A 14507-nucleotide genomic window follows, 5' to 3' on the forward strand; every position below is an offset into this window, starting at 1 on the left:
TGAGTCTCCTAGGGGGGTAGATGGGATGGGTATGTATCTCAGCGCAAGCCGAGTTTTCGTGCGAGATAGGTGAGTGTGCCCACGGCAAGGGTGGCGATGTAGAGTGTGGTGGCGTGAGGCTCCGTGACCATTCCAAGGTCGTGGAACATGTACCAGCTCGGGTACGCGACTGCGTAGAATACGAACGCCACGAGAGTTGCGAACATGTTGTCCTGCTTGTCCAGCTCGTCAACACGGCGGAAATACTCGATGTTGAACCAGATGAAACCGATCAGAGCCAGCGCCCAGAGAGCGATCACGCCCCAGGCGGGCAATGTCCCATCTTCGTAAAGCGCGCCGACATATCCGGTTGAAAATCCGGCAATCATGGCGACGGCACACCCCAGCGTCGTGAACAGTACGATACTCTTGCGGCGTGAACGCAGGCGTTCTTCACCGCTCATCTGTGCGTCAGTCTTGTCCGTCATCGAAGATCTCCTCGATAGGCATTTCAAAAAGGCGGGCGATACGAAAAGCGAGGGGGAGCGAGGGATCGTGCTTGCCCGTCTCAATCGCATTCACGGCCTGCCGCGATACATCGAGCCGTCCGGCGAGTTCCGCCTGGCTCCAGTCACGCATGGCGCGCAGGACTTTGAGCTTGTTGTTCATGATGCTGTTCCACGAATGCGGTAGGTGAAGTACCCGATCGCCCAGGAGCCAAGCATGACACCGATCAGGCTGTCGGCGCTCATTTTTCCGAAGACGCTTCCGAACAGGAAGCTCTGACCGAAGAAGAAATGGAACAGCAGGCCGGTCATGACCGCAATAATCGCGGCATGGCCGATCAGCCCATAGGTATATTCTTCCGAACAGCGACGGTCGATGTCAGCAAATCGTGCAGCCAGAAAGCTGAGGATCAGCATGAGCACGATGGAAACGCCTGCGGCGACCAAGGGGCGCTCCGGTGCGGCAACCGCTTCAAGATCATCAAAGCTTTCCGCCACAAGCATCACAAGCGATGCGATGGCGAGAATGCCGAAGCAAATATCGGCTTTGAGGACACGCCAGTCTCTGGGATTGGTGTTGCTCATAATAGCTTCCTTCAGAACGAGCCGGTCAGGCGCTTGATGTTGAAAGTCAGGTAGAAGGCCAGCAGGGCGACAAAGCCACCAGCTTCATGGGGAAAGTCCAGTTCGCTTTCGCTGCCGCTGTGGGCTGAATTAAAGCCGTCATAAACGCCTTCCAGAAAGGGCGCGAAAAGCATCCAGAGAACGATCGCGGCGAAAGCGGCGTTCGCACCAGAGCTCCATAACGAAAGCGTATATTCGTCACTCTTGCGGGTGAACCACATGAACGTGAGGATCGCGATCAGGCTCACAATGAGTGTCGCAGAAATCGCGATTGGCGCCCCCATTGACGCGGCGACACACACACCGATTGTCACGAAGAGACCGGCAACTCCCATCATGAGATTGGCCGGAGCCCTGTTTCGAGAAGTCTGCGATTGTGAGTTTGTCACTAGTCTTGTCCCGTATTCTAGATCTGGTGCTCGTTATTGCCCTTGGGGGATGGCATCGAAGGTCGGGGGGAACCTTTGGGGGGTGACGCCATCCCCGCGCGACAAGTCATTATGCCTTGATGCTGAATTCCAGCGCGGCGTAGGTTTCGGAACCGGCTTCACCGATGGCGAGGGCAACCGGGCCTGCGAATTCTGCACTCAGGCTATCGCGGCAGGCTGCTTCGGCGCGGCGCGAGGCGAGGTCGCGGCCACCGCTACGGCAAGCACGGCTGATTGCTGTGTCGATGCGGTTGTTCAGGCGATCCTGATCGGCGGTATTTGAGAGGTCGAGATCGGAAGTCTGGACCGAGATGGTGATAGTTTCTTCTGCGCTCTCATGGGCCGCTGCAGGAGCAGCGATCAGGGTGGCGGCAGTGGCGAATGCAATGAGGGTTTTGCGCATTGTCTGTGTCCTGTTGTCTAGTCGTTTTGTCTTACCAACCTTCCTTCATGTCAGGTTGCCCTTACTTTATGTCGATAGAACTTTCCTATGTCAACAAGACCTGACAAAAAGAAATGGAGACACGACTTTTGCGTAATATGTAGGTTTAAATTCAATATGTTATATGATCGCTGTAGCGTGGTAGAGACCGGCTCGAGAAACCAAATCTGAGGCAATCGAAGCGAATCATAACGAGCGAATCGGTCGATTCGGCCCGGATTCGATCAGCGAATCCTTGCCAAGTTCCGCGTTAGTTGATTCGCTCGAATCCGATGCCACGCTCGCGCAGCTTCACCAACAGCGACACGTCGCCTTCAAAATGACCTGCGCCTACCGCCACAAGCGTTGTGCCCGGCTGCTCGAGCCGTTCTTCCAGCCACTGTGCCCATTCGGTGTTGCGACGGTCCAGCAGCAGCTCGTCCAGCGCATCACCAATTGCGCCTTCGCCAAAGCCCAGGCTGAAATCTTCGGCAACCTCGCCGCGCGCCCAAGCGTGTTCGGCTTGCCAGTAATCATTGCCCGTGCGTTCTTCGAACTCGGAATTGTAGAAATAGCCAATCGGCTTTCCGTCCCATGCAATCAGGCGGGCTTCCAGATCCTCGATGATCTCTGCATTCTCGAGCCGCAGCAGCCTGTATGTGACTGCGCCTGAATCCTCGATCACTTCGATAGGGCGGCGGCGAGCGCGGAATTCCCTCTCCAGTATCGTCTCCACACCGAACGCGCTCAGCGACGTACCCGATCCATCACCCGTCGACCCTAGGCTGAGGAGCGCGAGCATAACCGGCATGGTGTCTATCGATTCAAACGGAAAGAAGGACTGTTCGACAAGATTACGCCAATGCGCAGCTGCAGCCGGAGACAATTGCTGCGATGTCGGTTCCCGCCGCGCGATGCGGCCGATCAGTTTGGTGTCGGCATTGATAGCATCGGGCGCCTGGGCATATTCGCTGGTTTCCACAACCAGCACATCCGATTCCTCGATCACTTCGTTGATCCGCGGACTGCGCCAGCGAAAACCGCGGGGCAGGGCGTGGATCGTGCCGAGCATGTAGATAGTCGTGTCGTCATCACGGATCACCCAGATCGCCGGATCGGGCGCATACTCCTGCGTGAAAGCATAGCGATCAGCAGCGGCACTATCGCTCGATTGGGCAGCTGCGGGAACGGCAGCGAGAAAAGCGAGCGGGGCAAGCAACAATGCACGCGAAAACCTGACAATCATGGCGCGCATTTGAGGAGGCAATCGTGCCGCATGTCAAGCGCTTCTGATTGCAGCGTGCATCGGCGGCATTGACGCCCCGCATGGCTTGAGCCATTGCCCGCCGCAAATGACAGACACACCCGCCCGTAACCCGCAAAAGAGCTTTCAGGACATGATCCTTGCGCTCCACGATTTCTGGAGCGCCAACGGCTGCCTGATCCTGCAACCCTATGATATGCGCATGGGCGCAGGCACATTCCACACCGCGACCACGCTGCGAGCACTGGGTCCGGAACCGTGGAACGCTGCTTTCGTGCAGCCGTGCCGCCGCCCGACCGATGGCCGCTATGGCGAAAACCCCAACCGGCTGCAGCACTATTACCAGTACCAGGTGATCCTGAAGCCAAGCCCCTCCGACATTCAGGAGCTCTACTTGAAGAGCCTCGAAGTGATCGGCATTGACCCGCTCAAGCACGATATCCGCTTTGTCGAGGACGATTGGGAAAGCCCCACGCTAGGCGCCTGGGGGCTAGGCTGGGAAGTCTGGTGCGACGGGATGGAAGTTACCCAGTTCACCTATTTCCAGCAGATGGGCGGTTTCGACTGCAAGCCCGTGGCGGGCGAGCTGACCTACGGACTGGAACGCCTCGCCATGTATATCCAGGGCGTCGACAACGTCTACGATCTCGACTTCAACGGGCAGGGCGTAAGCTACGGAGAGGTTTTCCTCGAGAACGAGAAGCAGATGTCGAAGTGGAACTTCGAGGTCGCCGATACCGATGCGCTGTTCGACCTGTTCAACAAGGCAGAAGCCGAGTGCAAACTCAGCCTCGCCAACGATGTGCCGATTGCCGCCTATGAGCAGGCGATCGAGGCGAGCCACCTGTTCAACCTCCTCCAAGCGCGCGGCGTGATCAGCGTGCAGGAACGCGCAAGCTATATGGCCCGCGTCCGCGACCTCGCGCGCGGTTCCTGCGAGAAATATGCCGAGCTGATGACCCCGCAATGGCAAGAAAAATTCCCGGAGTGGTCGCTATGAGTGATTTCCTCCTCGAACTGCGCTGCGAAGAAATCCCTGCCCGCATGCAGGCAGGCGCACGGGCGGAGTTGGAAAAGCTCTTCCGCCGTGAAATGGATGCGAGCGGCGTTGCTGTGGGTGAGCTTACCGTATGGTCCACCCCGCGTCGCTTGGCGCTGATTGCGCGCGAATTGCCCGAGGCGACTGAAGCCGTATCCGAAGAAGCTAAAGGCCCACCCGTTGGCGCGCCCGACCAAGCGGTAGACGGGTTCTGCCGCAAGAACGGCGTGACGCGCGACGATCTGGAAGTGCGCGATGTGAAGGGCCGGGAGACCTATTTCGCGGTGAAGAACATTCCCGGCCGCGCGATGAGCGATCTGCTCGCCGAAGCGATCCCCGCCATCATTCGCGACTTCAGCTGGCCCAAGTCGATGCGCTGGGGCGCTGCCTCGCTTTCGACTGAAAGCCTGCGCTGGGTGCGTCCGCTTTCGGGTATCGTCGCAATGCTGGGTAGCGATGTCGTGAAGTGCGAGGTCGATGAATTTGTCAGCGGTCGCTACACCAAGGGCCATCGCTTCCACAGTCGCGGGCTGATCGAGATTTCGGATGCCGACACCTACGCCGGAAACCTGCGCGAAGCGAACGTGATCGTCGATCATGAAGAGCGCGCTGCGATTATCCGCAAGGGCGCAATGAAAGCGGCGGAGGCTGCTGGCCTCAAGCTGGTCGAGGATGAAGGACTTGTCGTCGAGAACGCCGGCCTGACTGAATGGCCCGTGCCGCTGCTCGGCCGTTTCGATGAAGACTTCCTCGGCGTGCCGCCCGAAGTCATCCAGCTCACCGCGCGCGTGAACCAGAAGTATTTCGTCTGCGAGGACGCGGACGGAAAGCTCGCCGATGCCTTTATCTGCACCGCCAACATTGAAGCGGTCGATCCGGCCGTGGTGGTGGACGGCAACCGCAAAGTCCTCGCCGCCCGCTTGAGCGATGCGCGCTTCTTCTGGGAACTCGACAAGAAGACCCCGCTGGAAGAGCACGCGAAGAAGCTCGAGCGGATTACCTTCCACGAGAAGCTGGGCACGGTTGCTGACAAAGTTGAGCGCGTGGCGAAGCTTGCGCGGTGGTTGGTTGAAGAGGGAATTGTTGGTTCAAATCCCACTCCCGCAACCAAGTCGTCCGTTCGTCCTGAGCCTGTCGAAGGGCGAGATGGCGAAGCAGGTCAGGTTCGTACTTCGACAAGCTCAGCACGAACGGTTGAGGAATTGGCCGACCTCGCCGAACAGGCTGCGCGGCTATGCAAGGCAGACCTCGTCACCGAAATGGTCGGTGAATTCCCCGAATTGCAGGGCCTGATGGGCGGCTACTACGCCCGCGCCGAGGGCCTGCCGGACGAAGTCGCCGACGCGATCCGCGATCACTATAAGCCGGTGGGGCAGGGCGATAATGTTCCGACTGCTCCGTTGACGGTGGCAGTGTCGCTGGCGGATAAGTTGGATACGATGTTCTCGTTCTTCTCGGTCGAGTTGTATCCTACGGGTTCGAAAGACCCGTTCGCCCTTCGAAGGGCGATGCTGGGCATCATCGCGACGGTGCTTCAATCTAAGCTTCGTGTGCCGATTACGCAGATCGCACGGGCGCACTACGACTTGGCCGATGGTCCGCTCGCTTGGTTCTTGGATTTCTTGGATGAGCGCCTCAAGGTCCAACAGCGCGAGGCAGGCGTTCGCCACGACCTGATTGACGCAGTCTTCGCGCTCGGCGGGGAGGACGATCTCGTCCGTCTGCTCGCCCGTGTCCACGCGCTCCAGGCCTTTATCGAAACCGACAACGGCACCAATCTCCTCGCCGGGTACAAGCGTGCGGCCAACATCCTCAAGAAGGAAGAGTGGGACGCAAACGCAGAGCTTTCCTACACGCCAGAACCCGCCGAAAAGGCGCTGATCGACGCGCTGGATGTTGCGGAACCGCAGGCGGCCACGGCTATCGAGGCAGAAGACTTCGCCGCCGCCATGTCCGCTCTCGCCAGCTTGCGTGCGCCGATCGATGCGTTCTTTGAGGAGGTGACGGTCAATGATGACGATGCAAACAAGCGTAACGCGCGGCTCGACCTGCTTGCACGCTTCCGTGCTGCAGTGCACAATGTCGCCGATTTCTCGAAAATCGAGGGGTGAGACATTTGTCTTCAGGACACTGTCACACCTGTCACACCTTGTAGGAAAAGCCACCTGATATGACGCAAACGGTCTACACCTTCGGCGGAAATGCCCCGCATGACGATCCACGCCAGAAGGACAAGACCGTTACCGGCGGTAAGGGCGCCAATCTGGCGGACATGGCGGGCATTGGCCTGCCGGTGCCGCCGGGCTTCACCATTACCACCGAGGAATGCGTCCGCTACCTCAACCAGGGCGAGGCGTTCTCCGATGAACTGCGCGCCAATGTCGCGACTGCTCTGACCCACATCGAAAGCGCAGTGGGCAAGAGCTTCGGCGATGCAGCCGATCCGCTGCTCGTCTCGGTCCGTTCGGGCGCGCGCGTCTCCATGCCGGGCATGATGGACACCGTCCTCAACCTCGGCCTCAATGACGCAACGGTGCAGGGCCTTGCCGCCACCAGCGGAGACAAGCGCTTTGCATGGGACAGCTACCGCCGCTTCATCCAGATGTACTCGGACGTTGTCCTCGGCCTCGATCATGGCCTGTTCGAGGAAGCACTCGAGATCGCCAAGGAAGACAAGGGCTACTTCAGCGATACCGAGCTGGAAGCCGAAGACTGGGAAGCCCTCGTCAGCGAATACAAGGCCATCGCCGAGCGCGAGCTGGGCAAGCCGTTCCCGCAAGACGTGACCGAGCAGCTGTGGGGCGCCATTGCTGCCGTGTTCGACAGCTGGGACAGCGACCGCGCCAAGGTCTACCGCCGCCTCAACTCCATCCCCGGCGAATGGGGCACCGCGGTCAACGTGCAGGCTATGGTGTTCGGCAACATGGGTGACAGCAGCGCGACGGGCGTTGCCTTCACCCGCGACCCCTCGACCGGCGAGCGCGCCTACTACGGCGAGTGGTTGGTCAACGCGCAGGGTGAGGACGTGGTTGCTGGCATTCGTACTCCACAGTACCTGACCAAAGAAGCGCGCGAGAAGGCCGGGGCCGACAAGCCGAGCATGGAAGAAGCCATGCCCGAAGCCTATGCAGAGCTGGCGCGCGTGTTCGACCTGCTCGAAGGTCACTACAAGGACATGCAGGACATCGAGTTCACCGTGCAGCAGGGCAAGCTGTGGATGTTGCAGACCCGTTCGGGCAAGCGCACCGCCAAGGCCGCGCTCAAGATGGCAGTGGACATGGTGAGCGAGGGCCTGATCGACGAGGAAACCGCGATCCTGCGCGTTGACCCGATGGCACTCGACCAGCTGCTCCACCCGACGCTCGATCCCGATGCGACGCGCGACGTACTGGGGCGGGGGCTTCCCGCCTCTCCCGGCGCGGCGAGCGGTAAGATCGTACTCGATGCTGACACGGCAGAGGAATGGGCCAAGCGCGATGTGCCAGTGGTGCTGGTGCGCGTCGAAACCAGTCCCGAAGACATCCACGGCATGCACGCGGCAAAGGGCATCCTAACCGCACGCGGCGGCATGACGTCGCACGCGGCTGTGGTGGCTCGCGGGATGGGGCGCCCTTGTGTGTCTGGTGCCTCGGCAGTGTCGATCGACATGGCGAGCCGCACCCTGCGTATAGGTGGGCGCGAGCTGGCTGAGGGTGATCTCATCACTCTGGATGGCGCGACAGGCGAAGTGATGGCTGGCGAAGTGCCGACCATCGAACCCGAACTCGCGGGCGACTTCGGTGTGCTGATGGAATGGGCGGACAAGCACCGCCGCATGAAGGTCCGCACCAATGCGGAGACACCTGCCGACTGCAAAACCGCGCGCGGTTTTGGCGCGGAAGGCATCGGCCTCTGCCGAACAGAGCACATGTTCTTCGATGCTGACCGCATCAGCGCCGTGCGTGCGATGATCCTTGCCGAAGACGAGGCTGGCCGTCGCGCTGCACTCGAACGTCTGCTGCCCGAACAGCGCAGCGACTTCATCGAGGTCTTCCGGGCCATGGCAGGGCTGCCGTGCACAATTCGTCTGCTCGACCCGCCGCTGCACGAGTTCATGCCGACCCGCGATACCGAGTTCGAAGCGCTGGCCGAAGACCTTGGCGTGGGCGCAGATCACCTCAAGCGCCGTGCGGACGAGTTGCACGAGTTCAACCCGATGCTCGGCCACCGTGGCTGCCGTCTCGGCATCACCTTCCCCGAGATCTACGAGATGCAGGCGAGGGCGATCTTTGAGGCTGCCTGCGAGGTGACGGGCGAGGGCGGGGAAGCCGTTGTGCCCGAAGTCATGGTTCCACTAGTGGCAACCAAGCGTGAGCTGGCGATCCTACGAGAGCTGATCGACCGCGTGGCGGAAGAGGTGTTCACCGAGAAGGGCACCACGCTCGACTACATGGTCGGCACGATGATCGAACTGCCGCGCGCTGCGCTGATGGCGGGTGAGATTGCAGAGGAAGCCCGCTTCTTCAGCTTCGGCACCAACGACCTGACGCAGACCGCGCTGGGCGTAAGCCGTGACGACGCCGGACGCTTCCTTGCGCCGTATGTCGAGAAAGGCATCTACAGCCGCGATCCCTTCGTAAGCCTGGACGTCGATGGCGTAGGCCAGCTGGTCGAGCTCGCGGTAGAACGCGGCCTCTCGACCCGCGGCGACATCAAGCTGGGCATCTGCGGCGAGCATGGCGGCGATCCGGAAAGTATCGCTTTCTGCGAGCAAGTCGGCCTCGATTACGTCAGCGCCTCACCCTACCGCGTGCCCATCGCTAGGCTCGCTGCAGCACAGGCGGCGCTACGTCCCGGCAAGTGAGCGGCGACCGGTAAGTGTGATGATCTCGAAGGTCTCGGTGACCTTCCCGTCATCATCGGCCATCGCCATGAACGCTTCGCGTGCCTGAGAGAGACCATCCCGGCTAACGGGCGGTGCGGCAGAGGCAAGCACATTGCCCATCGCCATGTCGCGCAGGTCCTGAACGAGCCGGTCCATCGAAGGGTACCGGACTGAGAGCGGATAGCTGTCCACAACCGGATGAGCCCACCCGGCACGGGATAACAGCTGAGGGCAAGAGCGGGGATCGATGAGAGGATGCACGCGGGCAGCAGGCCGATTCCCATCAGCTTCCAGCATCGCCCGGCGCAGTTTGGTCAGACTGCCGCCACCAACGAAGCACGCGATCGCAACTCCACCGGGAGCGAGAGCATTGCGCATGTGGAGGAGAGCGCCGGGCAAATCGTTGACCGTGTCCAGCAAGCCAAGATTGGCGATGAAGTCGTATCCATCGAGTGGATAGGGCTCCTCCAGATCGATCTCCATGTGATCGGAGGAGCCCACGATATCGGCGAGAGTGCAGCCGTCAGGCGCGAGCTGTCTGCCCAGCTGCCTCGTATGGTCGCCCACCACAAGCGGCTTTGCCGGTTCGAGCCGCATGAAACCGAGCCGATCTGTAACCTCTTCGATCATGTTGTCGATGATGAAACGCGGTCCGTCATCGCGCCCAAGCACCCGCAGTCGCCGTGCCATACGTCGCTTGTCAGAGAAGATACGGGGAGGTCGGGAACTCATCGGCGCTTGCCTACAGCCGCGCTCGCATGCAGCATAGCCCCAATGTCGGTTTCCCGCACCCTGTCAGAGACATTCGCGCCCCTTGTAGACCTCGTCTACCCACCACGCTGCCCGCTATGCGGGGACGGGCTCGCCGAGCAAAAAGGGCTGTGCACCTCGTGCTGGAGCGAACTGGTCATTCCCGGCGAGCCGTGTTGCGATAGGTGCCATCGCCCGTTTCGGGATGATGGGCCGGAACACGGCCTGACCTGTGTTGTGTGCATGGAGAATCCGCCTCGGCATGACGGCATTGCCGCTGGTACGCTGTACAATGACACTGCGCGTAAGTTGGTGCTGACCTTCAAGCACGGGCGCAAGATCGCACTCGCACCAATGCTCGCCGGTATGATGGCGTCGCGGCTCCAGATGCTAGGTGACGATTGGCTGACCGTGCCCGTTCCGCTCCACCGCTTCCGGTTGTGGCAGCGTGGTTTCAACCAGTCCGCCTTGCTCGCACGTCAGATTTCGGACAAGACCGGAACGGAATTGCTGGTCGACGGGCTCCTGCGCACGAAATCGACCCCTGCGCTCGGTGGGCTTGGCAAGAAGCAGCGAGCCAAAACGCTTCAGGGCGCTATTGCTGTAAATCCGAAACACAAGGAGCGGATCAAGCAGGCAAACATCCTGCTGGTCGACGATGTGCTCACCAGCGGCGCGACAAGCAATGCCTGCGTATTTGTTCTGAAACGCGCAGGAGCAGCAAAGGTGAAGATCGCGTGCTTCTCGCGCGTTCTCGATGAAGCAATCTAATCCCTAAAGGCAAAACGCCCGGGAGGTTAGTCCCGGGCGTTCGCGTGACGATATCGCTGGAACCTCGCATCACCCCCCAGTGAACGCGTCAGTTCCAAACCCTCATGATCCGCTGTGCCACTTGGCAGTCCCGGAACCTCCCATCCCTTGACCGGAATGGTAGACGGCTCGTCCAGCCGAAGACGCGTTCATCCCACTGAAAGGTTGAAAAGCAAACCGTGTTGTCGGGCAGTGATAGATTTTGAGACGGTATTGTGATTATCGTGCAACAAAACAGTATGCACATTGCAACTGACTATACTCTTCGAAAAGGGCACCCACCATCTCAACGATTGATAAAGAGCGCGAACAAGGCACTGCCTTCATGCCAAGGTTCGATGCGGCGGGGCTGATGAGCGCCATCGTCCAGGACGCGGCCAGCGGCGAAGTACTGATGGTGGCCTTCATGGATGCCGAGGCACTTGCTGCGACGCGAGAGACAGGTGTTGCACACTTCCACTCTCGCAGCCGGGGCAAGCTTTGGAAAAAGGGCGAGACATCCGGAAATGCTTTGCGAGTGCAGGAAATGCTCGTCGACTGCGACCAGGACGCCATAGTCCTGAAGTGCGAAGCAGCGGGCCCCGCATGCCACACCGGCGTAACCAGTTGCTTCTATCGTAAGCTTGAAGGCGAAAGTCTTAAACCCGCTTAGCGCGCCTGCTGCTCGGACTCCTTGTAGGCTTCTTCCCATTGCCCGAGTTCTTGCCGTGCTTCGGTGACGAACGGACTGCGACGCAGATACCATTCAAATCCGCGTGCCAGCCACGTCCCGGGCGCCTTGAGCGGTCTACCCACCTGACACAGCAGAATGATCCGGGGCTCATCGGTGCGGTTCCAGACTTCATGTTCGTAAGTATCGTCAAAAACGGTCCATTCACCCTCCCGCCAATGTACGTACTGGTCCTCCACCTGCATGACGCAATTCTGATGATCATCCGGCACGCACAGGCCCAGGTGGGCGGTAAAGAAGCTCTTGGAGACACCGCGGTGACGAATGATATGGGCACCGGGAGCAAGGATCGAGAAGAAGGCCGAATTGAGTTGCGGAATGCGCCGGACAAGTTCCGTCGTCCGTGGAGCGCGCGCAATGTTTTCCTCTACGGCGTTGCCATAGCCAATCAGGAAGAAGCTGCGCCATCCATCATCGGTTGCTATCCGGCGATGGTCAGCGGAAATCTTCCGAAGGGGAGGGATGGCATCTCGATGCTCGTAGATAGCCAACGCCTCGTCACGGATGGCCTCCCAGTGCACGGCTAGTTCCCGGGCCCAATCGAATTGCGATGGATCTAGCACTGGATCGTTGGGAATCAGCGAAAAACGCGCTGCAAGATCATTCAGCTTGAAGCGATACTTCTTTAGCAATCGGTACAGCAAAGGCCGTGTTGGCAACACCTGGCCGGATGACATGTCGGTTCCCCCTCGAACACCACAATCTGCGACCCACGACACAAGTGTCGCCGCATTTGCGGAGCTTGGCAAGCCCAAGCCTCCAGACAGCAAGGGCGCGACTACTGCCGCGCCCCCTATGATGCCAGTATGGCGGTTGTGTTACTCGTTCGGAAGGAAATCCGGCACGCTCAGATAGCGTTCGCCGGTGTCATAGTTGAACCCTATCACGCGTGATCCGGCGGGAAGGTCAGGCAACTTCTTCGCTATCGCTGCCAGCGTTGCGCCCGAGCTGATGCCCACGAGCAATCCCTCTTCAGCGGCGCAGCGGCGTGCCATCGCCTTGGCCTCTTCCGCATCGACCGGAATCGCCCCGTCGATTGACTGGGTGTGCAGGTTGCCGGGGATGAACCCTGCTCCGATTCCCTGGATCGGGTGAGGACCGGGCTGCCCGCCCGAGATAACCGGTGAAAGTTCCGGCTCGACGGCATAGGCCTTCATGCCGGACCAGCTGCTCTTGAGCTCTTCCGCACAGCCCGTCAGGTGCCCGCCGGTACCAACTCCGGTAATCAACACATCGATGGGCGCATTGGCAAAATCGGCGAGAATTTCCTTCGCCGTCGTGCGCGCATGCACTGCCGGGTTAGACCCGTTTTCGAACTGTTGCGGCATCCATGCATTGTCGAGCTCATTCACCAGCTCCTCAGCGCGCTCCAGCGCGCCCTTCATGCCCTTTTCTTTCGGCGTGAGATCGAACGTCGCACCATAGGCAAGCATCAGGCGGCGACGCTCAAGGCTCATGCTTTCCGGCATCACCAGGATCAGCTTGTAACCCTTGACCGCCGCGACCATCGCAAGGCCAATGCCGGTGTTGCCGCTGGTTGGCTCGACAATCGTGCCACCGGGCTTCAGAGCGCCCGAGGCTTCCGCATCTTCCACCATTGCCAGCGCAATACGATCCTTGATCGAACCACCCGGGTTCGACCGTTCGCTCTTCACCCATACCTCATGGTCGGGGAACAGGCGGGAGAGGCGGATGTGCGGCGTATTGCCGATAGATTGCAGAACGTTGTCAAACTTCATGGGTCAGGTCCCTTCTTTGGCGGACTCTTGGTTAGATTGTGTGTGATCCTCTTCTTGCAACTCCTCAGGCGGATCGAAGGTCCGCGTGGTGCGCAAAACAGGGAAGAGCCAGGCCCACAGGCCAACGGTCAGCACGGCTCCTGCTCCGCCGATTGCAACGGCGGCCACAGGCCCGAGCAAGAAAGCAAGGCTGCCGGAGAAGAAATCGCCGAATTCATTGCTCGCACTGATAGTGAGATGGGAAACGGAGGACACCCGGCCACGCTTCTCGTCAGGTGTATGCAGAAGGATCAGCGACTGGCGGATATAGACAGAGAACATATCCGCCGATCCCACCACGAAAAGCAGCCCAAGGCTGAGCACCATCGAGCGCGAAAAGGCAAAGCCGATCGTGGCAAAGCCGAACACCGCAACCGCGATCAGCATCAGGGGGCCAACGTTGGTCTTGAGCGGCCGAAAGCTGAAGAAGAGCGCAGTAGCAGTTGCACCAACCGCGGGTGCCATTGCCAATTGGCTGAGGCCAGTTGCCCCGACTTGCAGGATATCTCTTGCGAACACCGGAAAAAGCGCTGTGGCACCGGCGAGGAATACGGCGAAGAGATCAAGCGTGATGGTGCTCAACACCATCTTGTTGTGGCGTACATAAGCGAGGCCATCGCGGACCTGCTTGACCGGTGATTCCTTCGGCGCAGGTTCCCGCGGAGGCAGGTTCCTGATGAGCGTGATGCCGATCAGCGCGATCACGTAAAGCCCGCATGCGACAGCATAGGGAAGGGCGGGCGATACGACATAAAGATACCCGCCCAGTGCCGGCCCGATTATGCTGCCCGTTTGCCAGGCGATCGAGGATAGCGCGATGGCTTGCGGAAGCAATTTGGCCGGCACGAGGTTTGGGGCGAGGGCGGAATAGGCTGGCCCGGCAAAGGCGCGGACCACGCCAAGCACTATCGCGACGCCGTAGAGCAGCGGGAGAGTGATTCCATCCTGCCATGTCGCGAAGGCAAGAACGCCAGCACAGACGATTTGTCCGAGGACCGTGAGCCGTGCAAGATTTCGTCGATTGAACAGGTCTGCAACCAGCCCTGTAACCGGCGTCAGGACGAACAAAGGCACGAACTGCAAGAGGCCGATCAGCGCGAGCTGGCCCGACGCCTCGCCCACGCTCATCCCGCCATCGCGCGCCAGATTGTAGGTCTGCCACCCGATGATCAGCATCATCGCATACTGCGCCAGCATCGCGGAGAAACGCGACGCAACATAGGCGCGGAAATTGGCGATGTGGAAGGGGTGGGTGGGCTCGCTCACGCAAAGCCCAATGGCAGCGCACGCAGCGCTTGCCAAGCTAGCTTCAAT

The 14507-nt window shown here is 60.1% G+C and carries 15 protein-coding genes and 1 pseudogene; 6 read left to right on the plus strand and 10 right to left on the minus strand.

The features are described 5' to 3' along the window. Positions 1–38: 38 nt before the first annotated feature. The 6 genes from OOZ52_RS02970 to OOZ52_RS02995 form a co-directional block, all read right to left on the minus strand. The gene (locus tag OOZ52_RS02970; protein WP_274696987.1) at positions 39–467 is read right to left on the minus strand and encodes a hypothetical protein; all 429 of its coding nucleotides are present in this window, start codon (positions 465–467) and stop codon (positions 39–41) included. After that, a complete protein-coding gene (locus OOZ52_RS02975; protein ID WP_274696988.1) occupies positions 451–648 on the minus strand; it encodes a helix-turn-helix transcriptional regulator in 198 nt (65 codons plus the stop codon). Before OOZ52_RS02975 ends, OOZ52_RS02970 begins: the two co-directional genes overlap by 17 nt. Then, positions 645–1070, minus strand: coding sequence for a hypothetical protein (locus OOZ52_RS02980; protein ID WP_274696989.1), 426 nt, complete (start codon positions 1068–1070; stop codon positions 645–647). The genes OOZ52_RS02975 and OOZ52_RS02980 overlap by 4 nt, the downstream gene beginning before the upstream one ends. An 11-nt stretch (positions 1071–1081) precedes the next feature. Next, positions 1082–1357 (minus strand): hypothetical protein, encoded by a 276-nt coding sequence (locus tag OOZ52_RS02985; RefSeq protein ID WP_274696990.1) that lies wholly within the window; start codon positions 1355–1357, stop codon positions 1082–1084. A 250-nt stretch (positions 1358–1607) separates the two neighbouring features. Beyond that, entirely contained in the window at positions 1608–1940 is a 333-nt protein-coding gene (locus tag OOZ52_RS02990; RefSeq protein WP_274696991.1) for a UrcA family protein, read from the minus strand. Between the two features lie 289 nt (positions 1941–2229). Beyond that, positions 2230–3213: a TraB/GumN family protein gene (locus OOZ52_RS02995; RefSeq protein ID WP_274696992.1), complete on the minus strand. Its 984-nt coding sequence runs from the start codon at positions 3211–3213 to the stop codon at positions 2230–2232. A gap of 97 nt (positions 3214–3310) precedes the next feature. Between OOZ52_RS02995 and OOZ52_RS03000 the strand changes: the two genes are divergently transcribed. The 3 genes from OOZ52_RS03000 to ppdK are packed head-to-tail and all read left to right on the plus strand — an operon-like array spanning position 3311 to position 9104. After that, the gene (locus tag OOZ52_RS03000; RefSeq protein ID WP_274696993.1) at positions 3311–4222 is read left to right on the plus strand and encodes a glycine--tRNA ligase subunit alpha; all 912 of its coding nucleotides are present in this window, start codon (positions 3311–3313) and stop codon (positions 4220–4222) included. Then, the gene (gene glyS, locus OOZ52_RS03005) at positions 4219–6372 is read left to right on the plus strand and encodes a glycine--tRNA ligase subunit beta (RefSeq protein WP_274696994.1); all 2154 of its coding nucleotides are present in this window, start codon (positions 4219–4221) and stop codon (positions 6370–6372) included. Before OOZ52_RS03000 ends, glyS begins: the two co-directional genes overlap by 4 nt. 59 nt (positions 6373–6431) lie before the next feature. Next, a complete protein-coding gene (ppdK, locus tag OOZ52_RS03010) occupies positions 6432–9104 on the plus strand; it encodes a pyruvate, phosphate dikinase (RefSeq protein WP_274696995.1) in 2673 nt (890 codons plus the stop codon). Here ppdK and OOZ52_RS03015 read toward each other — a convergent pair. Next, positions 9087–9857, minus strand: a complete 771-nt coding sequence (locus OOZ52_RS03015) for a methyltransferase domain-containing protein (protein ID WP_274696996.1) — start codon at positions 9855–9857, stop codon at positions 9087–9089. The two genes, ppdK and OOZ52_RS03015, sit on opposite strands and share 18 nt — an antisense overlap. Before the next feature lie 42 nt (positions 9858–9899). Between OOZ52_RS03015 and OOZ52_RS12825 the strand changes: the two are divergent. The 3 genes and pseudogenes from OOZ52_RS12825 to hisI form a co-directional block, all read left to right on the plus strand. Then, positions 9900–10106, plus strand: a pseudogene (locus tag OOZ52_RS12825) (double zinc ribbon domain-containing protein); the annotation flags it as partial. Between the two features lie 12 nt (positions 10107–10118). Beyond that, entirely contained in the window at positions 10119–10646 is a 528-nt protein-coding gene (locus OOZ52_RS03020; protein WP_342454931.1) for a ComF family protein, read from the plus strand. Positions 10647–10977: 331 nt separating this feature from the next. Beyond that, entirely contained in the window at positions 10978–11337 is a 360-nt protein-coding gene (hisI, locus tag OOZ52_RS03025; RefSeq protein WP_274697224.1) for a phosphoribosyl-AMP cyclohydrolase, read from the plus strand. Here hisI and OOZ52_RS03030 read toward each other — a convergent pair. The 3 genes from OOZ52_RS03030 to OOZ52_RS03040 form a co-directional block, all read right to left on the minus strand. Continuing rightward, positions 11334–12092 carry an aspartyl/asparaginyl beta-hydroxylase domain-containing protein gene (locus OOZ52_RS03030; RefSeq protein ID WP_274696998.1) on the minus strand — a complete coding sequence of 253 codons (759 nt, stop codon included), beginning with the start codon at positions 12090–12092 and terminating at the stop codon, positions 11334–11336. The two genes, hisI and OOZ52_RS03030, sit on opposite strands and share 4 nt — an antisense overlap. A 141-nt stretch (positions 12093–12233) precedes the next feature. Then, positions 12234–13154, minus strand: coding sequence for a cysteine synthase A (gene cysK, locus OOZ52_RS03035; RefSeq protein WP_274696999.1), 921 nt, complete (start codon positions 13152–13154; stop codon positions 12234–12236). A gap of 3 nt (positions 13155–13157) precedes the next feature. Beyond that, entirely contained in the window at positions 13158–14459 is a 1302-nt protein-coding gene (locus tag OOZ52_RS03040; protein ID WP_446698102.1) for an MFS transporter, read from the minus strand. Positions 14460–14507: the final 48 nt, after the last annotated feature.

It is taken from the genome of Aurantiacibacter sp. D1-12 (assembly GCF_028858515.1).
Taxonomy (GTDB): Bacteria; Pseudomonadota; Alphaproteobacteria; order Sphingomonadales; family Sphingomonadaceae; genus Alteraurantiacibacter.

Excerpts from the sequence above, each read along its gene's own strand:
- OOZ52_RS02970 (WP_274696987.1), bottom strand. The coding sequence starts at position 467 with ATGACGGACAAGACTGACGCACAGATGAGCGGTGAAGAACGCCTGCGT.
- OOZ52_RS02975 (WP_274696988.1), bottom strand. The coding sequence starts at position 648 with ATGAACAACAAGCTCAAAGTCCTGCGCGCCATGCGTGACTGGAGCCAG.
- OOZ52_RS02980 (WP_274696989.1), bottom strand. The coding sequence starts at position 1,070 with ATGAGCAACACCAATCCCAGAGACTGGCGTGTCCTCAAAGCCGATATT.
- OOZ52_RS02990 (WP_274696991.1), bottom strand. The coding sequence starts at position 1,940 with ATGCGCAAAACCCTCATTGCATTCGCCACTGCCGCCACCCTGATCGCT.
- OOZ52_RS02995 (WP_274696992.1), bottom strand. The coding sequence starts at position 3,213 with ATGCGCGCCATGATTGTCAGGTTTTCGCGTGCATTGTTGCTTGCCCCG.
- OOZ52_RS03000 (WP_274696993.1), top strand. The coding sequence starts at position 3,311 with ATGACAGACACACCCGCCCGTAACCCGCAAAAGAGCTTTCAGGACATG.
- glyS (WP_274696994.1), top strand. The coding sequence starts at position 4,219 with ATGAGTGATTTCCTCCTCGAACTGCGCTGCGAAGAAATCCCTGCCCGC.
- ppdK (WP_274696995.1), top strand. The coding sequence starts at position 6,432 with ATGACGCAAACGGTCTACACCTTCGGCGGAAATGCCCCGCATGACGAT.
- OOZ52_RS03015 (WP_274696996.1), bottom strand. The coding sequence starts at position 9,857 with ATGAGTTCCCGACCTCCCCGTATCTTCTCTGACAAGCGACGTATGGCA.
- OOZ52_RS03020 (WP_342454931.1), top strand. The coding sequence starts at position 10,119 with ATGGAGAATCCGCCTCGGCATGACGGCATTGCCGCTGGTACGCTGTAC.
- OOZ52_RS03030 (WP_274696998.1), bottom strand. The coding sequence starts at position 12,092 with ATGTCATCCGGCCAGGTGTTGCCAACACGGCCTTTGCTGTACCGATTG.
- cysK (WP_274696999.1), bottom strand. The coding sequence starts at position 13,154 with ATGAAGTTTGACAACGTTCTGCAATCTATCGGCAATACGCCGCACATC.